This window comes from Flavobacterium sp. CECT 9288 (assembly GCF_918731615.1).
Taxonomy (GTDB): domain Bacteria; phylum Bacteroidota; class Bacteroidia; order Flavobacteriales; family Flavobacteriaceae; genus Flavobacterium.
In genome coordinates this window covers 2,815,739-2,838,842 of sequence record NZ_OU957226.1, presented here as the reverse complement: position 1 = coordinate 2,838,842, position 23,104 = coordinate 2,815,739, and the positions used below count along the sequence as shown (strand labels likewise).

Here is a 23,104-nt window from a genome sequence, read left to right as displayed (position 1 = left end):
TACTTTTTCATAATAGAGAATTACAAGTCATTACCGCAGGTTTTTCAATACCCATCAATTCAAGTATTGTTGGGGCTATGTCTCCCAACACACCATTTTTAATCATTGTTAAGTCCTTATCTACTAAAATTAGTGGGACTGGATTTGTGGTGTGTGCTGTATTTGGACTTCCATCAGGGTTAATCATTGTTTCGCAATTGCCATGGTCAGCAATTACAAGCGTGGTGTAATTGTGAGCGAGTGCTGTGGTGATAACTTTTTCAGCGCATTGATCTACGGCTTCACAAGCTTTTATTGCTGCGCTCATGATACCTGTATGTCCTACCATATCTCCATTGGCATAGTTTAAGCACACAAAATCAACTTCCTCTTTTTCAAGTTCTGGAATAAGTGCCTCCGTGAGTTCATACGCGCTCATTTCAGGTTGTAAATCATAGGTAGCTACTTTCGGAGAGTTTTTTAAGATTCGGCTTTCACCAATAAAAGGCAGCTCTCTACCACCTGAAAAGAAAAAAGTAACATGTGGATATTTCTCTGTTTCAGCAATTCGGATTTGTTTTTTGCCAGCTTTTTCGAGAACTTCACCCAGTGTTTCAGTGATGTTGTCTTTATTGTAAACTACTTTTACGTTTTGATACGTTTCATCATAATTGGTTAGGGTTACATAATACAAATTAAGCTTGTGCATGTTTTGTTCATGACAATCCATTTGTGATAGTACCTCTGTTAATTCTCTGCCTCGGTCTGTTCTAAAGTTAAAGAAAATAACTACGTCGTCATCTTCAATTACAGCAATTGGTTCATTGTTGTTGGTCGTGATTACGGTTGGGTTAATGAATTCATCAGTAATATTTGCCTCATAACTTTCTTGTATAGCCTGTACAGCATTAGTGGCAGCAGTTCCTTTTCCGTTTACCAGTAAATCATACGCAAGTTTGACTCTTTCCCAGCGTCTATCTCTATCCATAGCATAATACCTACCAATAACCGATGCTATTTTAACAGAAGTGTTGCTAATGTATTCTTGCAAATCTTGAATGTAATTTTTTCCTGATTTAGGATCTACATCACGACCATCAGTAAAGGCATGAATATATACTTTCTCTAAACCATATTCTTGTGATGCATCAATCAATCCTCGTAAATGCGAAGTATGTGAGTGTACACCACCATCTGATACTAGTCCAAGAAAATGTACTTTTTTATTGTTGGTTTTGGCATAAGTAAAGGCATCTACTAGTACCTGTTCTTGTGCTAAAGTGCCGTGTGCAACGGCCAAGTTAATTTTGGCTAAATCTTGGTACACAATTCGTCCGGCACCCAGATTCATGTGACCTACTTCACTATTGCCCATTTGTCCTTCTGGAAGCCCCACATTTAAGCCATCTGTGCGTAATTGTGCACTTGGGTATTTGTGATATAAACTGTTTATAAAAGGGACATTTGCATTATCTATTGCAGATACTTTTGGATCAGGTGATTTACCCCATCCGTCTAGTATCATAAGAATTACTTTTTTGTTCATCGTTTTAGTTTTAAACAAAGATAAAGTTTTTCTAAAAAGGATAAAGCACCTGTGTTTCACTATTGCAAAATCTTGAAAAATCCCCGTAAATATTGATTATTTAAGGATATAAATGCCTTGTTTTTCAATTTAACTGCATTTAAAAATATTTTTTTACTGAGTTGTAATCAATAAAATAGCGCACACTAATAGAAAAAACGTGACTTAAAGCTTCGTTATTTAACAATTGGGTTACATTGTTTTCAAAATTCTTATTGATGGTTCTTTCAAATGCGCCTGCATTATTTCGGTATAAAATAGAAATTTGGCTTCCGGGTGCAAACCACCAAGTGTAGGATACATCAGCATTCCACGAGTAAAAACTAGAATTTTTATTGGTGTTGTATCCTGTAAAATCCTGTAATCTGCCGTTTTGTTCTAGGGATAAAATATTTTTATTCTCGGCATAAGACCAGTAATGACGCAAAGCAATATTAAAAGTCATCTGACTGTTCAAAGCATACTTTCCTGATAAAGTGTTAGAGTAGGTAATTACATTTCTATTTGCAAAGACTATAGTTGGAGGTACGTTTATGTTTGGATCCGGGTTTGAAAAAGTGTCTATATATCCTTTATTGTTATTCTGTCTAAAAAAATTGAAATTATGAGCTAGTGTAAATTTGTCATTAAAACGGTATCTCGGACCAAAAGAAAAGCCATACGTTTCTCTTCCAGCTTCATTAAATATAGCATACGAAGGGTTGAAATCAATAGCAAAATTGTTATTATAATTAGTAGATATGTACAGAAATCCTCCTATTCGTTGTGGTATAATTACAAATCTATTTTCAGCTCTTGGTTCATAATAATCGTATGATTCTAGTGGGTTGCTATTTAACCCAAAACCAATGTAATGATTTTTTCTAGTATCAGAGTTTATTTGAAAATTAACATTGTTAGATTGTATTTTTCCAGTTTCTTTTTGAAATTGTGTGTACACATTTAGCCTTGTGTTAAAGGAGTTAAAATATTTAGTAGGGTTTAAAATTCTATAACTCGCATTTCCATATACACTGTAATAATTGGTTTGAAAGTTGATTCCTAAATCATTATTATCAAAATCTTTGGTCATGATTTCAGCCCCCATGCCATAGCGGTATTTACCACTTGTTTCTGAAAAATTAAGTTGGGAATAGATCCCTTTTTTATCCTCGGCTGCATTGATAAAACTGTATTTAAAATCTCCGGCTAAATTATAAGTGTTTTTCTTAGTGTTTAAATCCCATGCTAGTGCAGTAACGTTTCCATCTCTAAAACGCCCATTTCTAGTTACATTTGTATTGATGAATGCCACTGAGGAATTTTTGCGAAAGCGCTGGTCTAGCACCAGTACATTATAATTTGCTAACGGTTCTACTACTTGTTCTCGTGTAGCGCCAGTTACGGTATTACGAATCGATGCGGTTGTTTTTTCGGTAACAGCATTCAATATTCCCACACCTAGTCCGCCCTTAGTTCTGCCCGAAACTTTAAAGGCATTAATTAGGTTTACAGAGGCAGGACTTGCATCAATTACCTCATTAGTTTCTAAATTAGGTCTAGTGCTTGGGCTTCCGCCAATACGTCTCGAATACAGTAAATTCCCTTTGCTAAACAAATCCGTTCCTTCTGTAAAAAAAGGTCTGTTTTCATTGAATTGCTGTTCAAACGGGCCCAAATTCAAGATTTGATCGTCAAATTTTGTTTGTCCAAAATCAGGAATCAAAATCATATCTAGCGTAAAAGCATCGTTAATACCGTATTTTAAATCCAGTCCGCCTTTAAGTGTGCCATATGTTTTTTGTTTAGCATTGGCATTTACATAAAAAGAGGAGTAAGGCAATAAGAAAAGTCTAACGGGTGGTTTGATGTTTTCAATACCTTCCAGAATGCCGTTTTGTTGTGTAAAAGTCCCTAGTTTTGAATCAATAAAATTCCAAGAATATTTATAACGATCTCTTCTTACTTCTCTAAAAAAGTTCAGTCCCCAAGTTTGTTTGTTTTCTGCAGAAAAGCGAAGTGCGGCATACGGAATTCGCATTTCTACAATCCAGCCTTTATCAGTAATAACGGCCTTGCTTTCCCAAACTGCGTCCCAAGAATAATCTTCTCCATTTGAATCAGTTGTAATACAATCGGCTTGACCATCAGCAGCATTTACAAAAAATTGAAAATCTTGTTGACCATCATTAAATCCATTTATAAAAACCCCAAAAATATCCGAAGTCCCAAAATCATCTCGCTGTGTGATCTCTCTTAAAATTTTATCAGGATTTTCATCATTCATCAGCGCACCTATATATATTGCATCATTGTCATACAATACTTTAACTTCTGTTTTCTTAGATTCAGGAATTGGCTTTCCATTATCAGGTTCAAATGTGATAAAATCACCCGCTACAGCTGCTGAGTTCCAAATAGCTTCATTTAGTTTACCGTCAATTTCTATTTTTTCAGAAATGAATTTGGTTTGTAATGTTTTCTTTTGGCTGTAGCCAATGAAAGAAAGTGAAATAAAACAAAATAAAAATAGATTTTTCATGTAATGATTGAAGCTGATTGATGATTAAAACCGGTTTAGATGTAAAGCTCAAGACCTCAACAAATTCATAGTTTGTCATAATAGACTTGCTTTATCTCGTTTTGTTACACTTTTCTTAATTAAATAACCAAAAAAAAGTAATCATTATCATTATGGATTAAAATTGCGAAAAGAAATCAGGTATAACGGTACTGCTTCCCATCTAAAATGAAAGGAAGAAGTGTAGGGAATAGTGGTTTAAAACATTCATTATCAAGTATTTTTTAAATAAAAATATGTTAAATCCGTTAAACGACATGTTATTATGTGTAATTTTGCAATCCCAAAACAAATTGTAACCTATAGACACGCATGATTTATACAATACTGCCTACTATTTTATTGCTTTTAGTTTCTTTATCAACTCAAAAACCACGTTTGGTTGATAAGTCCACAAGCAATCACAGTGTATACGCAAGTAATACTGTACCTACCGAAGAATCAAAAATGGAACAAGTATACCGAAGTTTGCACTCGGATCGTTTTTCATTACCTAAACTAGAAAGCTTTACTGAGGCTCTCAAAGGATATTATTCTTTAAAAGAAAAAGGAATTATTAAAAAAGAAATACTCACCATCATTGATTTTAGTATGTCCTCAAATGCTAAAAGACTTTGGGTGATTAACATTGAGACCGGTGAAATTTTATTTCACTCCCTTGTAGCGCATGGTCGCAACACCGGTGAAGAGTATGCTTCTCAATTTTCTAATGCTTCAGAATCGTATAAAAGTAGTTTGGGTTTCTATGCCACTGGCGAAATTTATACAGGAAAACACGGTATGTCACTGCGTCTGGATGGATTAGAAAAAGGAGTAAATGATAATGCTAGAGCACGTGGCGTTGTTATGCATGCCGCTGATTACGTATCAGATTCTTTTATAAAAAATAATCAACGCTTAGGCCGTAGCCAAGGATGTCCGGCAGTTCCTGCAGAATTATCTAAAGAGATCATCAATACGATTCAAAATAAATCTTGTTTTTTTATTTATCATCCTTCAAGAACAACAGTTTTTGGAAGTAAAAGCATTTCGTAATGCTTCATAAAAACAAGTAGGAACACTTATTGAGTAGTGTTTTTTATCTTATAGGTGCTTAAAACAGGTGTTTTTAAAATATTTTTTATAATTTTTTTTAAAGCTTTCAAGCGTTATAATAAATTCATATTAAATTATTTAGGGTTGTAATTTCTCGTTTGTGTAAAGGTTGAACGGTTGATAGCTTTGACTTTTTCTAAAAAAAACTTGCATTAAAGGAAACTTATTAAGTATATTTGCACCGTTGTTAATGCGAAAGTAGCTCAGTTGGTAGAGCTCCAGCCTTCCAAGCTGGTTGTCGCGAGTTCGAGCCTCGTCTTTCGCTCTAAGTTTCAAGTTTTACTTAGAAATTTTTTTACTGTTATAATGCGAAAGTAGCTCAGTTGGTAGAGCTCCAGCCTTCCAAGCTGGTTGTCGCGAGTTCGAGCCTCGTCTTTCGCTCTAAAACCTCAAACTTTTGTTTGGGGTTTTTTGTTTTAAGGTTGTTCTAGTCCCGAAGCTTCCGGATATCCCATGAACGAAGAGATACGGGAAGCCTTGTCTTTAACTTTTTGAAGCCGAAACTTTATGTTTCGGCTTTTTTTATTTCAAAAGTTTCTTTAAATTATTTAATATAACTCAAGTCAGTTTCTGTTTCAAGTTCTGTGGGAGTTTGATTTTGACCAAATAATCTTGCGGTTAAATTGCCTTTCAAAGTTATTTTATCTCCTTTTACTTCTAGCCAGCTGCCTTCTCGCAATCCTAATACGGGAACCGAATTGTATGCGTGGAATTCCTTAATTCTAGTCTCGCGTGTTTCACCCATGTGAGTAGATGTTGTATCTGGATCAAGGTAATGCGGATTTAAATTAAACGGAATCATTCCTAAAGTTTTAAAACTAGGCGGATAAACAATAGGCATGTCATTTGTGGTTTGCATGCTAAGTCCGCATATATTACTGCCAGCACTTGTGCCTAAATACGGGGTTCCTTTCTTAATAGCATCAGCAAGTGGTTGCATGATGTTGTTTTTGTATAATTGAGTTACCAAAACAAAGGTGTTTCCGCCACCGGTAAAAATTCCAGATGCTTCTTGTATGGCTTGTACGGGATTTTCAAATTCCTCAATTCCATTTACAGTAATATTAATTTTGGCGAAAGCCAATCTAACAATTGCTGTGTATTCCTCGTGGGTAATACCGCCAGGTCTAGCATATGAAATAAAAAGGATGTTATTACAATCCTTAAAATGTTTGGTTAGGGTGGGTAATAGATATTCTAAGTAACTTTGATGAGCAAGTGTTGAGGTACTTGCAATAATCATATTTTTCATTGTTCAGGTATTATTTTTTTATAAAGATATTAAAACCGTCTTTTTTAACTGCGATTTTTAATTAACATTTTTTTACCATCCTATTAGTAATTAATTTGCAAAGCATTACGATACTTTTACAACGAATCAATACTCCTTTTTTTACGAATGTTTAAAGTGCTGTGCTTGCTTATAATTTTGATGACTACACAAATGGAGTCGCAAGAGTTGCCTAGAATTGTTCTAAAGGGTTCGGTAGTGGTGCAAGATGAGGTTTTAGAGGGTGTTGATGTTGTGAACAAAAAGACTAAAGAAACCACTCGTACGAATGCTCAAGGAAATTTTTCGATACTTGCAGCGGTTGGAGATACTTTGGTATTTACTGGATTTCAAATAAAAGATATTTATTTTCCAATATCGGCACAGCAATTTCTTCAAGGATTTATTTCGGTACAAGCAAACTTACGCTCGTATCAATTAAAGGAAGTTGTAGTTCAAAACGGAATCAATGCTAGAGCACTTGGAATAATCCCAAAAGGACAAAAGACGTACACTCCAGCTGAAAGAAAATTATATACTGCAACTGACTTGAATGCCTCTTTAAATGCAGGTTCAATGGCTGGTGGCTCAGTATCAGTAGATCCATTGCTCAACTGGATTTCTGGTAGAACAAAAAAGTTAAAAAAGCAGTTGAATGCAGAGAAGAAGGAATTTTATATAATTCAAATAGAAAATTGGTTTACCAATGAATATTTTATGACTAAGTTTCAAATACCAGCTTTGTACGTAAAAGGATTTGAATATTATTGTATAGAAAACGATAGTTTTGTTGCGGCTTTAACCTCAAAAAATGTGGCATTGACTACCTTTTTGATGGGAGATTTAGCCTTACAATATAAAGAAATAATTGCCAGTGAAAATTAAAAATACATTATTGTTTGTGCTGTTTATGATGGTGCAATCAATGTACAGTCAAGATGCGCCCGTAAAAGAGATTCGGGGTAAAATTGTAGCAGATTCTGTTGCTGTAGATCGCATTAATATTGTTAACCTTACTACCGAGAAGGCAACAACATCTGATGCAAATGGTTTCTTTACAATTCCTGTAAAAGAAGGTGATATACTTGTTTTTACCGCTGTAAATCTAGAAGGATTCCGAAAAAAAATTGAGAAACAAGATCTTGATCAAACGGTTTTATTGGTAAAAATGAATTCCAAAAGTATTATTTTAAAGGAAGTTATTATTAACGAAAACAACATTACTGCCGAAAGTTTGCGAATCATTCCTTACGGTCAAAAAAAATACACTCCCGCTGAACGAAAGTTGTATACCGCAACATCTGGAGGAGGTATTGACGGTTTGCTCAACACTTTATCAGGACGAAAAGCGATGCTTAAAAAGGAAATAATTGTAGAGAAAAAAGAACAGTTGTTAGCAAAGTTAGGCTCTTTATTCGAGGAAAAATATTATGTAGAAAATTTAAAAATTCCGCAAGAATATATCTTAGGATTCCAGTACTACTGTGTTGATGATATTGAATTTGCCGACGCTTTAAAAACCAAAAACAAATGGAAGGCTATGTTTTTAATTTCGAAACTAGCTCAAAATTATAACGAAATCATTGCACTTGAGACTAAACAATAGTATAACGCTACTTGTCCTAGTATGGAGTATTTATACACAAGGACAGGTTGTTAAGGAGGAATATATAACAGGTAAAATTATTGCAAATGCAAAGCCTGTAGTCGGTGTTCATGTATTGAATATTGTAACTGAAAAAGAAGTGGTTAGTGATAGTTTGGGTTTTTTTAAAATCTTGGTAAAACCAGATGATCTTTTGGTTTTTACCTCGGTGAATTTAGAAATCCATAGGTACAGCATTGACGAAGAGGATATGAATCAAAAACATTTAGATATTGAAATGTTTACAAAAGCAATTGAATTGCAAGTGGTTTATGTTAATGCTCATCCAGGAATTAATGCTAGAGCACTAGGTATAATCCCTAAAAATCAAAAAGTAGTAACGCCAGCGCAACGCGGTAGATATTCCCAGCCTAATGGACCACTGCAAGCAATAAAAATAATGATAACAGGTAAAAATCCTGCACTTGAAAATGCTCTTAAAGTTGAACGGAATATAGCATCATTAAATAGACTTAATGGGATTTTTCAAGACAACTATTATATTGAAACCTTAAAAATCAATAAAGATTACATCAAAGGGTTTCAGTATTATTGTATAGAAGATGCAGAATTTAGTGCGTCTCTAAAAAGCAAAAACAAGTGGAAATTAATGTTCAGAATTGTAAAGCTCGCCGAAATTTATAATGAAATGAATGCGTCACAATAAATTTAAAATAGTCTTTTGTGTTCTTTTTTTATTCCAAATTGCATTTGGTCAATCTACTGTTGAGAAGGTTTATAGTGGAAAAGTAATTGTAAGCAATCAGATTGTAGCAGGTGTAATCATTACCAATAAAAAAACAGGTTTGCAAGTTAGGACTAATCCAGATGGCTTTTTTTCTATGGCGGTTCATGTTAAAGATACTCTAGTTTTTGAAGCCGTTCACTTGCAAAAGAAACAAATAATAATTTTAGATGCTGATTTAGAAAAAGCAGATGCTATAATAGAGATGCAACTAAAGAATACGGTGTTGAAAGAAGTTGTTGTCAATGGTAAAAAGATTGATGCTTACAGTTTAGGAATAGCGTCAAAAAATACTAAAAAGTTCACTCCTGCAGAACGAAAGTTACAAACAGCGGGCGATTGGAAACCCATCATGCTGTTAGGTTTATTAGGTGGTTCAATGGAATTAGATCCCTTGATCAATAAAATAAACGGCAGAACCAAACGCTTAAAAAAATTGATTGTTCTTGAAAAAAAAGAACTGAATATCAAATGGATTTCCGAGGAGTTTCAAGATGCCTTTTTTATAAATCAATTAGGGATTAAACAGGAATATATCAGTGGGTTTAAATATTATTTGGTTGAAAATGATAGCTTTACAAAAACACTACTTACTCGGGACAAAGATCAAATTATTTTTAGCATGATACCCTTGGCACAAGAATATAAAGATAAATTAAAAGGCAACTGAAATAGCAATTTTGAAAAATCAATAATATGAAGCAGCTCTTACTTATTTGTGTTCTTTTTGGTAACGTTTTGTGGGCTCAAAATAATGATAGAAAGCCATTGCATGCTCGATTGATCAATGATTTTACCCTAGTAGATAATGGATATGTTTTTAATTTGAATGCCAAGACTAAAACGTTTATCAGCAAGCAGGGTTTCTTTGATATTTTGGCTCAAGCCAAAGATACGTTGCTCATTTCCAGCTTAAATTTTAAGTCGAGAAAAATCATTGTTTCTGAAAATGATTTTTTAAAACCGCTCGCTTTATTTGATATGGAATCTCAGTTGACGGCCTTAAAAGAAGTTGTGGTCAAAGGAAAGTTAGACCCAAAGCCTTCTTTGCCTAACACCCAAAAAATAGTTGATATGAAATTTATAAGTGATGAAAAATCAGCTGTCAAGAATAGCGCTATGCCATCGGATAGATCCATTGAAAACGGATTAGATTTTGTACGCGTTTTTAAAATGCTTAAAAAAGCATTCTCAAAGAAAAACGGAGAGGTGGCTGAGAGCAACAATACAGATGTGTTTCCTGAACTAGTTTTGTCTAGAATTGATGGTTATTTTTTTACGAATACTTTAAAATTAGCACCAGATGAAGTCAATTTATTTTTGGATTATTGTAAAAACGATACTGCTTCAAGTAAGTATTTAAAGGATACAGATACCTTTTTACTAATGGATTTTTTGGTTAACAAGAACAAAGAATTTAAAAGATTCACTACTTTTGAAAAATGAAAAAAATAATTACTAGGGTTCTTTTTGTATTACTCATTCTCTCTATGTCATCTTTTGCGGCACACAAATTTTATGTTGCCTTGTTTCAAGTAAATTATGTTTCTGAGAAAAAAATGATTCAAATCACGGCTCGTATTTTTGTAGACGATTTGAATAATGCCTTGGAAAAAAAGCACAATAGAAAAATAAATTTAGGTTCAGAAATGGAGACAGCTGAAGATGTCTTGCTTTTAAAAAAATATCTTAATGAAAAGTGTATTATTAAAGTAGATGGACAAACTAAAGTTATAAATTTTGTGAGCAAAGAGATGGAAGGGGATGTGCTTATTTGTTATTTGAGTATCAAAGAAATCAAAAAAATTAAAGCACTAGATATATATAATGCAGTATTGACACAAAATAATGCTGAGCAACAAAACATTATGCATTTTAACGTTTTGGGGGTCAAAAACACACTTTTATTTACGACATCAACATCAAAAGGTGTGTTAAAGTATTAATTTGTACCTTTTTAAACAAAAAAAATATTATTTTCACGCATTGAAATAACCAGATTTCCAACTATGAAAAAATTATCCTTATTCTTGCTGCTTCCTGCAATGCTATTTGCTCAAGAGAAAACGGCACCTGTAACTCCTAAGCAAACAGGGAGATATGACAACAACAAATTTAGCCAGATGTACGATGTTTTGGCAACGCCAAACATGTTTCGTACTGCATCTGGAGCCCCGGGACCTGCTTACTACCAGCAACAAGCGGATTATAAAATTAACATTGAATTAGACGATAAAAAATCACGATTGACAGGTTCAGAAACCGTGACTTATTCCAATAACTCACCAGATACGTTAGAGTATTTATGGGTTCAATTAGATCAAAATCAAGCAGCTAAAAATTCGCAAACACCATTAGCAGATAGCCAAAGAATGGAGCAAGTTTTTCCAGCGGGAAGTTTTGCTACTAAATTTTTAAAAGAGCCAGCAGAACGCGGTTTTAATATTGAACAAGTTAAGGATGCTAAAGGAAATCCTTTATCTTACACGATTAATCAAACCATGATGCGTATTAATTTGGCATCACCATTAAAACCGGGAGAAAAAATTTCTTTTTCTATTAACTGGTGGTACAACATTAATAATTATAGACTAGAAGGCGGTCGTTCTGGATATGAATTGTTTGAAAAAGAAGGCAACAAATTGTATGTAATTGCTCAGTTTTATCCAAGAATGGCGGTGTACAATGATGTTGAAGGATGGCAAAACATGCAGTTTTGGGGTACAGGAGAGTTTACATTGCCGTTTGGTAATTTTGATGTAAATATCACAGTTCCTGCTGATCACGTAATGGAAGCAACAGGAGAGTTAACCAATAGAAGCGAAGTTTTTACTGCAGAGCAAGTGAAAAGATACGAATTGGCAACAAAATCATATGATAAGCCAGTGGTTATTGTAACGCAGGCAGAAGCTGAAGCGGCTGAAAAAGGTTTCTCAGATAAAAAGAAAACATGGAAATTCAGTGCTAAAAATGTTAGAGATTTTGGTATTGCAACTTCTAGAAAATTCATTTATGATGCAATGGCGGTGAAACTAAATGAGAAAACGGTAATGGCTGTTTCGGTTTACCCAAAAGAAGCCAATCCATTGTGGGGAGAAACTTCAACTAGAACAGTAGCACATACTTTAAAGAGTTATTCAGCACATACTTTTGATTATCCGTATCCAAAAGCAGTTTCGGTTTCAGCAGAAGATCAAGGGATGGAATACCCAATGATTTGCTGGAATTACGGGCGTCCTGATGAAAAAGGAGTTACAAGTGATCGTATTAAAAACGGAATGATAGGTGTTGTAATTCATGAAGTAGGACATAACTTTTTCCCAATGATTGTAAACTCTGATGAGCGTCAATGGTCTTGGATGGATGAAGGATTGAATACGTTTATGCAATACATGGCTGAGCAAGAAATGAATGTTAATTTCCCTTCAAGCCGCGGACCAGCAAGTAAAATAGTTCCTTACATGAGTGGTGATCAAAAATTCTTAGAGCCAATCATGTCAAATTCTGAAACCATAGTTCAATTTGGAGCTAATGCCTACGGAAAACCTGCTACAGGATTAAACATCCTTAGAGAGACCATTATGGGTAGAGAATTGTTTGACCATGCGTTCAAGGTTTACGCTAACAGATGGAAATTCAAGCACCCTACTCCTGAGGACTTTTTTAGAACCATGGAAGATGCTTCGGCAGTTGATTTAGACTGGTTTTTCAGAGGTTGGTTTTACTCCACTGATTTTGTAGACATCGGTGTAAAAGAGGTAAAACAATTTTATGTATCTGAAACTGCAACAAAGGAGTTAAAGGATGCAGTAGTTCGTAGAGGGCGTTTTGGTCAAGAAAAAGGGCCATTCGTATACTTAGTTCCTGCTACAAGTGAGGAATTAGCTGCCAAAGACAAAAAAGCACTGGCTATTAACGAGGTAAGTTTATTATCTGAGTACGTAGAAAAAAACTTTAATGCCGAGGAAAAATCAGCATTAAAATCACCAAAATATTTTTACGAAGTAGAGTTCAATAAGCCAGGAGGAATGTTAATGCCAATCATTGTGGAGTTAACGTATGAGGATGACTCAAAAGAAACGTTTAAATACCCAGCTCAGATTTGGAGAAAAAACAATGACACTGCTAAGAAAGTATACGCAACAGATAAAGCGATCAAAAAAATTGTTGTAGATCCAAAATTAGAAACAGCTGATATTGATGTAGCTAATAATACTTGGCCAAAAGAAGAAGTGAAATCAAAATTTGATTAATTACTTTTTTAATAAAATACAATACCCCCAAAAGCAACTGCTCTTTGGGGGTATTTTTATGAAATAATTAAAAGTCAAACATTCAAAAAGTAATATCTTTGTAACCATAAAAAATATAAAATTATGTTTGGTATAGGAGGAGGCGAATTAATTTTTATCATGTTTATTGTTCTCATGCTTTTTGGGTCAGATAAAATACCCGAAATTGCAAGAACCATGGGTAAAGCAATGGCACAGTTAAAAAATGCTACAAATGACATAAAAAGTGAAATTCAAAAAGGAGCAGAAACAAATGGTTTTGATACCAAATCAATTTCTAACATAACAGGATCGATCAATAGCGAAATTAATAAAGCAAAAGAATCTATCTTGGGCGATACCTCTCCATTTGATTCTATTACATCAGGTGTAACGGATGAAATTACAAAAGTAAAAGACAGTTTACTTGCAGAAACAAAGCCTGTTGAAGAGGCAACTTCTTCACTTGAGGATGAAATTACAGGACCTATAAAAAGACAAATGTAATGCTAGAAAAACTACGTGCACTTGATGTAGAACTTTTTGTTTATCTCAACAGCCTTGGCAATGAAACCTTTGATGCGACATGGTTATTTTTGACCAAACAAATCAACTGGCTTCCCTTTTTTTTATTGCTATTGTTTTTGGTTTACAAAAAATTAGGAAGCAAACAAACCTTGTATTTACTCCTATTTGTAGCACTATTAATTACCTTTACAGATCAAACTACCAACGCTTTTAAAAATGGTTTTCAGCGTTTACGCCCTTGTAACAATCCAGATATTAATACGTTTATTAGGGTGGTTCAATCCAGGAGTTCGTATAGCTTTTTTTCTGGGCATGCCGCAAATTCTATGGCTGTTGCTAGCTTTTTATACTTTGTATTCAAAAGTAGAATCAAGTATCTTGGATTCTTGTTTCTATGGCCCTTAATTTTTGCGTACAGTAGGATTTATCTAGGTTTGCATTATCCGTTAGACATACTCACGGGCTATTTCTTCGGCTTTGTTTTTGGGTATCTAATGCACCTTTTATACAAAAAAGCACAAAAAAAATATTTCCCTCAGCAGCTTTCATAACTCTTTTTATTTAGGAGCTATTTCCTGCTATCCGCTATATTCCCGATCTTAAAAAAACTACGGCAAAAAGAGCCTTGTTTTTTTAAGATCGGGAGATGTCGCTTCTATCAGGGCTAGGGTATTTGTTTTCAGTAGAATTTTTAAACTAAAGAACTCTGCTTACCGTTAAACCATCACGAATAGGCAGTAAAACGGTCTCTACTCTTGGATCTGTTGCTAATAAATGGTTGTATTCTAGTAATATTTTTGTACTTAAATCTTTAGGATTCAGGGGTTCTAAAACTTTTCCGCTCCATAAAACATTATCAGATAGAATAATCCCTCCTTTATTCATTTTGGGTAAGATCAATTCAAAATAGTTCAAGTAGTTTTCTTTATCAGCATCAATAAAAACCAAATCAAACTTTAAGTCAATCGTTGGGATAATGTCAACCGCTTCGCCGAGATGTTGAACAATTTGCGCACCCCAAGGAGATTTGTCAAAATGCTTGCGTTGAAAATCAACTAATTCTTCTTTGATGTCAATCGTGTGCAATTGTCCGTTTTCTTGCATGCCTTCGCACAAGCACAATGCTGAATAACCAGTATAGGTTCCAATTTCCAGAATATTCAGAGGGCGAATCAATTTTGACAGCATACTTAAAACCCTGCCTTGAAAATGGCCGCTCAACATGCGCGGAAGCAAAATTTTTTGATAGGTTTCTTTATTTAATGCTGCGAGCAATGCAGGTTCTTTTTCGGAATGTTGCTCAATGTAATCTTCTAATTCTGGAGAAATGAAATGCATTATTTTAAATTTTTCACAAAATTACAAATAACCAAATTCACAAATAACGAAAACCTCAAAATACTTATTAACTTTGCAGCATGGAAATCGAAAAAAAAGATATAAGATCCCTTTCAAAAGAACAATTGCGTGATTTTTTTGTTGCCAATAATGACAAAGCCTTTAGAGGGAATCAGGTATATGAATGGTTGTGGAGCAAAGGTGCTCACAGTTTTGAGGACATGACCAATGTTTCTAAGCAGACCAGGATTATGCTGGAAACTCATTTTGTGATCAATCACATCAAAGTAGATACCATGCAACGCAGCGAAGACGGAACCGTAAAAAATGCGGTTCGTTTACACGATGGTTTAGTAGTAGAGTCGGTTTTGATACCTACAAATACACGAACTACCGCTTGTGTTTCCAGTCAAGTAGGGTGTAGTTTAGATTGTAATTTTTGCGCTACGGCACGATTAAAAAGAATGCGCAACCTAGAACCTGCGGAAATTTATGATCAGGTAATTGCTATTGATAAAGAAAGTCGTTTGTATTACAATCATCCGTTGTCGAATATTGTTTTCATGGGAATGGGAGAGCCGTTGATGAATTACAACAATGTTTTGAAGGCCATTGAAATGATTACTTCCACTGAAGGATTAGGGATGTCTCCAAAAAGAATAATGGTTTCCACTTCGGGAGTTCCTAAAATGATTAAAAAACTAGCCGATGACGATGTGAAATTCAAACTAGCTGTGTCATTACACTCGGCAATAGATGAAGTTCGTGCGCGAATTATGCCTTTTAGTGCTAATTTTCCTTTGGCTGAATTACGGGAATCATTAGAATATTGGTACCGAAAAACCAAAAGCAAAATTTCCTATGAATATGTAGTTTGGAAAGGCATCAACGACAATAAAGAAGCGGTGGATGCTCTAGTCAAATTTTGTAAATATGTTCCTTGTAAAGTGAATCTTATCGAATACAACCCAATAGATGATGGGGAATTTCAACAAGCATCTGAAGAATCTATAAATGCTTATATAAAAGCACTTGAAGCAACCGGAATTGTGGTAAAAGTGCGCAGAAGTAGAGGTAAAGATATTGATGCTGCCTGCGGACAATTGGCAAACAAAGAAGCTCAAGAAATTACTGCTTAATAATAATCCAAAAGAAGATGCTTTGTTGCCTGATTTCTTGCTAATATCGTATCTTTGGAAATCATGAATGTCACCTCTCAAATAAAACAGCCAATCTTAAAAGAAATGGAACTTTTTGAAAAAAAGTTCTATGAATCTATGACTTCGCAAGTGGCTTTACTCAATAGAATTACCTATTATATAGTAAACCGCAAGGGGAAACAAATGCGTCCTATGTTTGTTTTTTTAACTGCAAAAATGGTTGCTAATGGTCTTGTAAATGAGCGTACGTATCGTGGTGCTTGTGTGATAGAGCTTATTCATACTGCTACACTGGTTCACGATGATGTAGTAGATGATAGTAATCGCCGAAGAGGTTTTTTCTCGTTGAATGCATTATGGAAAAATAAAATTGCTGTTTTAGTAGGTGATTATTTGTTGTCAAAAGGCTTGTTGCTGTCTATTGATAACGGTGATTTTGATTTACTTAGAATCATTTCTGTTGCTGTACGCGAAATGAGCGAAGGGGAATTACTCCAAATTGAAAAAGCCCGCAGACTGGATATCACTGAAGATATTTATTATGAAATCATTCGAAAAAAAACAGCTACTCTTATAGCTGCCTGTTGTGCTTTAGGTGCTTGTTCTGTCATTGAAAATGAAGAGCAAGTTGAAAAGATGCGAAAGTTTGGAGAACTTATAGGTATGGCTTTTCAAATCAAAGATGATTTATTTGATTATACGGATGAAGCCATTGGTAAACCAACCGGAATTGATATCAAAGAGCAAAAAATGACTTTGCCACTTATTCATGTTTTAAATACCTGTACCTCAAAGGAGAAAAGCTGGCTTATCAATTCGATAAAAAACCATAACAAAGACAAAAAACGCGTTAAAGAGGTTATTGCATTTGTGAAAAACAACAATGGTTTGGTTTATGCTGAAGCAAAAATGGTTGCTTTTCAACATGAAGCACTTTTATTACTTCAAGATTTCCCTGAATCCGATTATAAAAGCGCCCTAATTTTAATGGTCAACTACGTTATTGAAAGAAAGAAATAATTTTTTTAAAATATTTTATCTTCTGAACGCCTTATTTTACTGGTTTTTTTGATTTTCAAAGTTCAAAATCAAAAATAAATCAGATGACATGCAACCTTTTTATATCGAAAAGCGTCTATGTAAATAGAGATGAGGTTCAATATCAAGATTTAATTGCAACAGCACTAAAATGTATTGACATTGATATTGATTTTTGTCATTGAAACTATTTATGAAAGTAATCAACTTACATCACGAGGAAAAGGAATTAATTCGATTGGCTGTCGATAATAATCGACAAGCGCAACAGCAAATTTATACCCAGTTTTCTCCTAAAATGCTAAGTGTTTGCCGTCAATACATAAAAGATATGCATCAGGCCGAAGACGTCATGATTACCGCTTTTATGAAGGTTTTTACCAATCTTAAAAATTATGAACACAAAGGAAGTTTTGAAGGTTGGATAAGGCGAATTATGGTTAATGAATGTATTTCTTTTATCAGAGTAAATAAAAAAATTAAATACATCGTAGATGATTTCGTAATCGGTCGCGATGAGGAAAGTTTTAATGCTATTGAAAGTCAATTATCAGTAGACGACATTCAATCCTTGATAGATAATTTACCAGATGGCTATAAAATGGTTTTCAATTTATTTGCGATAGAAGGATTTAAGCATCATGAAATTGCAACCCTGTTGGGAATTAATGAAGGAACATCAAAGTCTCAATTATCGCATGCTAGAAAAATGCTGCAAGTACAAATTAGTACAATAAAAAATTATGAGTATGGAACCGAATAAATTTGAAATACAAATAAAAGAGCAGTTGAATGCTAGAGAAATTAAACCTTCGGCGATGGCTTGGGACAAATTAGATGCAATGCTTTCTGAGACAGAAAAACAAAAAACTAAATTCCCATGGTTGTATGTGGCGGCAAGTTTTGTTGGTTTTCTACTTATTGGAACCCTATTTTTTGATCAAAAAGAAAGTGTGAATGTAAATCAAGAAAATCGAGTTGTATTCCAAAATTCAAATAAGAATAAAGTTAATGTAAAAACAATTGATACGTTAAAAAATACAAATACACTGTCAAATGCTTTAAAACCTAACGTTCAAAAAGGCATTGTTGCTCCTCAATACCAAGCTTCAACGCAGCAAAAATCATTGAAATTAGAGAACAATCAATTAGCGGTATCCCAAATTAAAAATTCTAAGAAGGATAGTTTAAACATTTCATTAGAAAATAATAATCTAAAAAAAGATATTAAAAACAGGTATGTTTCAGCATCTGGATTGTTAGCAGAAGTGAGTAATACACAACTGGAGTCATCAACTTGTTTGCAAGTCAATCCAAAACCGATAAAAAGCACCACGGTTAATCCTCAGAATTTATTGTCGGATGTAGAAACAGAGATGAATCAAACCTTTAGAGAGTCGGCCATAAGTAAGTTTAATAAAAATTACAACGCCATAAAAACAGTTTTGGCCAATAGAAATTACGAAAAAGAATAATCAATCATCAATCAAAAATCGAACATTATGCAAAAAATTATTTTAATCACAGTACTACTGTTATCGGCCTTTTTAACAAAAGTTAATGCGCAAGAAAAAGGAGTTTATAAAAATATTCTAGACTGGACATATTGGCAACCGGTGTCGCCAAATTATGAAATGAGTCTTGAAAAGAACTCCGAATTTAAAGAAGAAAATATCTTAACCATTAAGTCGGTTAAAAGTAAAATCAATGGTTTTGGAACAATCATGAAATCAATTAAGCCAGACTTGTATTTAGGAAAAACAGTAAAAATGTCGGGATATGTTAAATGTAATAATATTAAATCTTGGACTGGTTTATGGATGCGTGTGGATTATTATGATGTTGCCGTTTTAGCTTTTGATAACATGCGAAAAAATCCCATAAAAGGCACAAAAGATTGGGCTAAATATGAAATTGTGTTGCATGTGCCAGTAGATGCAACTTCTATTTCCTATGGAGTTTTATTAGATGATACGGGTCAGGTATGGTTTAAAGACATTGCATTGGAAATAGTTGATGATACTACACCCGAAACGGGACTAACTAAGGGAAGAGACCACCAATCAATTCCATTTGAGACCAGAGCTAAAGCTATTGGTAACGAAATTAAATCAATAACAAGTTCAGAAAAAAAGGCGTTAAAAAAAGAGATTGAACAAATTGATAGCGATCTCGATAATAAAGTAATTACGAAGGAACAAGCGGATGATTTAAAGTTAAAAAAAGCAGCCGTTCACGCCGCAAATATTGATTCTAAAGTTAGTGTTCAAGAAGAGAAACTCAACCAGTTGGTACAAGATAAAGTGGATGGAAAAGTGCAGGACGCTAAAGACACTAGAAGTGGAGGCAGAATGGTTATTTTTGGAACAAATTCTGAAGAACTTAGACCAAATCAAACCGAATTTAATATTTCCTCTTTAAAAGTGTACAACGGACAAGAGGATAAGGATGAACGCCAATCCAAAAGAACAACGTCACAATTTGTTTTTGCTGCAGGATTGAACAATGTCATTACCGATGGTGAAGTTAAAAAATCAGATTTCAGGTATTTAGGATCTCATTTTTATGAAATTGGCGTTTCTTATAATTCTAGACTTTTAAACAATTCTAACCTATTGCATGCCAAGTACGGTTTGTCAGTGATGTACAATAACCTCCGCCCTACAGATAATCGTAGTTTTGAGGTGAATGGCAATCAAACTAATTTGACGGTGAATCCTATTGAATTAAAAGATTCTAGATTTAGAAATGTAAGCTTGGTATTTCCGTTACATTTAGAATTTGATTTTACAAAGCCAGAGGTTAAGAACGACAAAACCTATTTTAAATCTCATCAAAGTGTTAGAATAGGACTAGGCGGTTACGCAGGAGTAAACCTGAAAACAAAACAAATTTTACAATATGAAAATTCAGATTTAAAATCAACCGAAAAAACTAAAGGAGATTTTAACACAGGTGATTTTGTCTATGGATTGAGCACTTATATAGGATATAAAGCTACAAGTTTATACTTGAAATATGATTTAAATCCATTGTTTAAGGACAATGCTGTCAAGCAAAACAATGTTTCACTAGGTTTGCGTTTTGATTTTAATTAGTTGCTGATGGTATTTTAGCAGCATAAAAAAGCACTTTGTAAAGAAGTGCTTTTTTGTTTTTTAGATTGTGAATTATCCAATTTGATTTGTGTAATTTTACATTTTTCAATCCCTAAATATTTTATTCAACTTGATTTCAAAAGCTACAATTGATACTGTTTATGAAACTGCTCGTGTAGAGGAGGTTATTGGTGAATTTGTTCATTTAAAAAGAGCAGGAAGTAACTATAAGGGTTTAAGTCCTTTCTCTGAAGAGCGTTCGCCATCATTTATGGTTTCTCCGGCTAAAGGAATCTGGAAGGATTTTAGTTCTGGAAAAGGCGGAAATGCTGTTGCTTTCTTGATGGAGCATTCTCATTTTACGTATCCAGAAGCCATTAGATACTTAGCCAAAAAGTATAATATTGAAATTGAAGAAACAGAGCAAACAGATCAAGAAAAAGCACTCATAGATACTCGAGAAAGTATGTACTTGGTCTCGGAATTTGCCAAAACGTATTTCCACAATACACTTTTAAATTCCGAAGAGGGAAAAGCCATAGGCTACTCTTACTTTAAGGAAAGAGGTTTTACAAATGAAACCATCAAAAAATTCAGTCTAGGATATTCACCTGAAAGCTGGGATGCGTTTACAAAAGAAGCTCTTGGCAAAGGATATAAATTAGAATTTCTGGAAAGTACAGGACTTACAATTCCCAAAGAGGACAGGCCTTTTGATCGCTTCAAGGGGCGTGTGATGTTTCCTATTGAGAGCATGTCCGGACGAGTCTTAGGTTTCGGAGGGCGTATCTTAACTAACGATAAAAAAGCAGCAAAATACCTAAACTCACCTGAAAGTGAAATTTACCACAAAAGTAAAGTGCTATATGGTATTTTTCAAGCCAAACAATCCATAGCAAAATTAAACAATTGCTACCTTGTTGAAGGATATACTGATGTGATACAATTCAATCAATCAGGTATTGAGAATGTCGTAGCATCATCAGGAACTGCCTTGACACCAGATCAAATTAGACTGATAAATAGATTGACAAAAAACATTACCGTTTTATTTGATGGTGATGCAGCAGGATTGCGCGCCTCTGTGCGTGGGATTGATTTGATACTTGAGGAAGGTATGAATGTCAAAGTATGTACTTTTCCCGATGGGGAAGATCCAGATAGTTTTGCTAAAAAAACGTCGTATGATGATTTAGTCTATTATCTTGAAAATAATTCTAAAGATTTCATTCAGTTCAAAGCATCGCTCTTAATGAATGAAGCTAAAAACGATCCCGTAAAAAAAGCCGATCTGATTCGAGATATGGTAGGGAGTATATCTAAAATTCCAGATCGAATTCAACGTGAAATTTACATTCAGGAATGTTCCCGAATTATGGATATTTCAGAGCAAGTATTACAAAGTACTCTGGCGCAATTATCTCAAAAAGAAGTTGCAGAGGTTGGAAAAAAGCAAAAACAAGAGCAACAAGCTTTTGAAATTGTTAAAAACGAAAACCCTATTGCTGCCAATAAAGTTGATGTATTAAATCGATTGGAACGCAAAATAATTGAAATTTTACTGTTGTATGGCAACCTTGAAGAAGAATTTGAAGATGTTTTTTTGCGTACAAATGCTGAAGGCGAAATTGAAACTGTTTCAGAAAACAGAAACTATAAGGTTTACCAACGTATTTATCTCAGCTTGCAAGAAGATGAGGTGCAACTTGCCAATCCTTTGTTTAGGGCAATTTACAATGACTTGATCGCTTTTTATAATGAGAATGAATCCTTTAGTATGGAGCAGTATTTAATGCGATTGGATGTTGACTTTGCCCAAGAAGTGACGGATATTTTAATGGAAGATGAGCAACTCGTTCTCCATGATTGGGTAGGCCAAAATATTTTTCCAAAAACTAAAAATGAAACCATTGGTCAAGAAGTTACTGAGACTATCTTAACTCTTAGATGGTATCTTGTGGGCAGTATTATAGAAGAATTAAAAAGCTCCATATCATCTGAACCAAATTCAGATAATACAGAGCCTTTATCATTAGTTATGGATTATAATATTTTAATCCATTCTTTTTCAAAAAAATTAGGTCGTGTAATGTCAAGATATTACTAAACGATTTCTAATTTTTTTGCTTTGTCTACTAGATCAACTAGGTTGGTTACATTTAGTTTAGTTAATAAACGTAATTTGTAAGTACTAATTGTTTTTTCGTTTAGGTTTAAGATGTCAGCAATTTCGTGATTCTTTTTTCCTCCACTTAAGTAGCGTAATACTTCAACTTCACGGTTAGAAAGTTTGCGATACAAACGCTCACTTTTAGTTTGTTTTGCAATCAAGGCTAAGTTTTTCTTCACGGTTTCATTCATGATGATCTTACCTTGTGATACTTTTACAATAGCAATTCCTAGTGTTTCTAACTTTTCGGATTTGTGCACAAAGCCAGATGCTCCGGCTTTAATGGCATTTGGTGCATAAATCTGCTCAGAGAGACCACTGTATAAAATCACTTTTGTTTTTGGGAAATCTTTCAAGATTGTTTTGATCTCGAAGATACTTGAAAGTCCTTCCAGGTCCAAATCTAGTACTAATACATCAATGTCTTTCGTTTGAAGTATATCTCGTACCATCAAGAAATTGCCCACATTGGCTACAATAGAGATGTCAGCATTATCTTTAAAGTAAGATTTTACTCCAAAATGCACAACAGGATAATTATCGGCTATACATACTTTAATCATAATTTTAAATTTTTTTGAATTGTTTGTTATTGGAGTTGTAAAATTAATAAATAAATTCT

The 23,104-nt window shown here is 34.0% G+C and carries 21 protein-coding genes and 2 tRNA genes; 18 read left to right on the top strand and 5 right to left on the bottom strand.

What is annotated here, in order from left to right:
- Positions 1–7: 7 nt before the first annotated feature.
- Both gpmI and LQ189_RS12560 read right to left on the bottom strand, forming a co-directional pair.
- Positions 8–1,525 carry a 2,3-bisphosphoglycerate-independent phosphoglycerate mutase gene (gpmI, locus tag LQ189_RS12565; RefSeq protein WP_230157600.1) on the bottom strand — a complete coding sequence of 506 codons (1,518 nt, stop codon included), beginning with the start codon at positions 1,523–1,525 and terminating at the stop codon, positions 8–10.
- 139 nt (positions 1,526–1,664) lie between these two features.
- Positions 1,665–4,085 carry a DUF5916 domain-containing protein gene (locus LQ189_RS12560; RefSeq protein ID WP_230157598.1) on the bottom strand — a complete coding sequence of 807 codons (2,421 nt, stop codon included), beginning with the start codon at positions 4,083–4,085 and terminating at the stop codon, positions 1,665–1,667.
- Positions 4,086–4,436: 351 nt separating this feature from the next.
- On the opposite strand from LQ189_RS12560, the gene LQ189_RS12555 reads away from it, so the two are divergent.
- From LQ189_RS12555 to LQ189_RS12545, 3 genes are all read left to right on the top strand, one after another.
- Positions 4,437–5,159, top strand: a complete 723-nt coding sequence (locus LQ189_RS12555; RefSeq protein ID WP_230157590.1) for a murein L,D-transpeptidase catalytic domain family protein — start codon at positions 4,437–4,439, stop codon at positions 5,157–5,159.
- Between the two features lie 252 nt (positions 5,160–5,411).
- Positions 5,412–5,484, top strand: a tRNA-Gly gene (locus tag LQ189_RS12550).
- Between the two features lie 43 nt (positions 5,485–5,527).
- A tRNA-Gly gene (locus tag LQ189_RS12545) sits at positions 5,528–5,600 on the top strand.
- Between the two features lie 163 nt (positions 5,601–5,763).
- Here the strand turns inward: LQ189_RS12545 and pepE are convergent.
- On the bottom strand, positions 5,764–6,471 hold the full coding sequence (pepE, locus tag LQ189_RS12540; RefSeq protein WP_230157584.1) for a dipeptidase PepE: 708 nt from the start codon (positions 6,469–6,471) through the stop codon (positions 5,764–5,766).
- 180 nt (positions 6,472–6,651) lie between these two features.
- On the opposite strand from pepE, the gene LQ189_RS12535 reads away from it, so the two are divergent.
- From LQ189_RS12535 to LQ189_RS12495, 9 genes are all read left to right on the top strand, one after another.
- The gene (locus LQ189_RS12535; RefSeq protein WP_230157582.1) at positions 6,652–7,374 is read left to right on the top strand and encodes a hypothetical protein; all 723 of its coding nucleotides are present in this window, start codon (positions 6,652–6,654) and stop codon (positions 7,372–7,374) included.
- Positions 7,364–8,095 (top strand): carboxypeptidase-like regulatory domain-containing protein, encoded by a 732-nt coding sequence (locus LQ189_RS12530; protein ID WP_230157580.1) that lies wholly within the window; start codon positions 7,364–7,366, stop codon positions 8,093–8,095. Before LQ189_RS12535 ends, LQ189_RS12530 begins: the two co-directional genes overlap by 11 nt.
- A complete protein-coding gene (locus tag LQ189_RS12525) occupies positions 8,079–8,801 on the top strand; it encodes a hypothetical protein (protein ID WP_230157578.1) in 723 nt (240 codons plus the stop codon). Before LQ189_RS12530 ends, LQ189_RS12525 begins: the two co-directional genes overlap by 17 nt.
- Positions 8,788–9,549, top strand: a complete 762-nt coding sequence (locus tag LQ189_RS12520) for a carboxypeptidase-like regulatory domain-containing protein (RefSeq protein ID WP_230157576.1) — start codon at positions 8,788–8,790, stop codon at positions 9,547–9,549. Before LQ189_RS12525 ends, LQ189_RS12520 begins: the two co-directional genes overlap by 14 nt.
- 26 nt (positions 9,550–9,575) lie before the next feature.
- Positions 9,576–10,325, top strand: coding sequence for a hypothetical protein (locus LQ189_RS12515; protein WP_230157575.1), 750 nt, complete (start codon positions 9,576–9,578; stop codon positions 10,323–10,325).
- Positions 10,322–10,825 carry a DUF6702 family protein gene (locus tag LQ189_RS12510; RefSeq protein ID WP_230157573.1) on the top strand — a complete coding sequence of 168 codons (504 nt, stop codon included), beginning with the start codon at positions 10,322–10,324 and terminating at the stop codon, positions 10,823–10,825. The genes LQ189_RS12515 and LQ189_RS12510 overlap by 4 nt, the downstream gene beginning before the upstream one ends.
- Before the next feature lie 63 nt (positions 10,826–10,888).
- Positions 10,889–13,132, top strand: a complete 2,244-nt coding sequence (locus LQ189_RS12505) for a M1 family metallopeptidase (RefSeq protein ID WP_230157571.1) — start codon at positions 10,889–10,891, stop codon at positions 13,130–13,132.
- Between the two features lie 123 nt (positions 13,133–13,255).
- Positions 13,256–13,657: a twin-arginine translocase TatA/TatE family subunit gene (locus LQ189_RS12500; RefSeq protein ID WP_158729564.1), complete on the top strand. Its 402-nt coding sequence runs from the start codon at positions 13,256–13,258 to the stop codon at positions 13,655–13,657.
- On the top strand, positions 13,657–14,229 hold the full coding sequence (locus tag LQ189_RS12495; protein WP_230157569.1) for a phosphatase PAP2 family protein: 573 nt from the start codon (positions 13,657–13,659) through the stop codon (positions 14,227–14,229). The genes LQ189_RS12500 and LQ189_RS12495 overlap by 1 nt, the downstream gene beginning before the upstream one ends.
- 145 nt (positions 14,230–14,374) lie before the next feature.
- Here the strand turns inward: LQ189_RS12495 and LQ189_RS12490 are convergent, their stop codons facing one another.
- Positions 14,375–15,016, bottom strand: a complete 642-nt coding sequence (locus LQ189_RS12490; protein ID WP_230157557.1) for an O-methyltransferase — start codon at positions 15,014–15,016, stop codon at positions 14,375–14,377.
- Between the two features lie 80 nt (positions 15,017–15,096).
- Between LQ189_RS12490 and rlmN the strand changes: the two genes are divergently transcribed.
- The 6 genes from rlmN to dnaG all read left to right on the top strand — a co-directional run bounded on the left by rlmN (position 15,097) and on the right by dnaG (position 22,419).
- The gene (rlmN, locus tag LQ189_RS12485; protein ID WP_230157549.1) at positions 15,097–16,155 is read left to right on the top strand and encodes a 23S rRNA (adenine(2503)-C(2))-methyltransferase RlmN; all 1,059 of its coding nucleotides are present in this window, start codon (positions 15,097–15,099) and stop codon (positions 16,153–16,155) included.
- A 63-nt stretch (positions 16,156–16,218) separates the two neighbouring features.
- On the top strand, positions 16,219–17,196 hold the full coding sequence (locus LQ189_RS12480) for a polyprenyl synthetase family protein (protein ID WP_158729689.1): 978 nt from the start codon (positions 16,219–16,221) through the stop codon (positions 17,194–17,196).
- A 211-nt stretch (positions 17,197–17,407) separates the two neighbouring features.
- Positions 17,408–17,977, top strand: a complete 570-nt coding sequence (locus LQ189_RS12475; RefSeq protein ID WP_230157547.1) for an RNA polymerase sigma factor — start codon at positions 17,408–17,410, stop codon at positions 17,975–17,977.
- Positions 17,964–18,689 (top strand): hypothetical protein, encoded by a 726-nt coding sequence (locus tag LQ189_RS12470; protein ID WP_230157545.1) that lies wholly within the window; start codon positions 17,964–17,966, stop codon positions 18,687–18,689. Before LQ189_RS12475 ends, LQ189_RS12470 begins: the two co-directional genes overlap by 14 nt.
- A 27-nt stretch (positions 18,690–18,716) precedes the next feature.
- On the top strand, positions 18,717–20,312 hold the full coding sequence (locus tag LQ189_RS12465) for a hypothetical protein (protein ID WP_230157543.1): 1,596 nt from the start codon (positions 18,717–18,719) through the stop codon (positions 20,310–20,312).
- Positions 20,313–20,442: 130 nt separating this feature from the next.
- Positions 20,443–22,419 carry a DNA primase gene (gene dnaG, locus LQ189_RS12460; RefSeq protein WP_230157537.1) on the top strand — a complete coding sequence of 659 codons (1,977 nt, stop codon included), beginning with the start codon at positions 20,443–20,445 and terminating at the stop codon, positions 22,417–22,419.
- Here dnaG and LQ189_RS12455 read toward each other — a convergent pair.
- Complete coding sequence (locus LQ189_RS12455; RefSeq protein WP_086453011.1) at positions 22,416–23,045, bottom strand: response regulator transcription factor; 630 nt, start codon at positions 23,043–23,045, stop codon at positions 22,416–22,418. The genes dnaG and LQ189_RS12455 overlap by 4 nt on opposite strands.
- Positions 23,046–23,104: the final 59 nt, after the last annotated feature.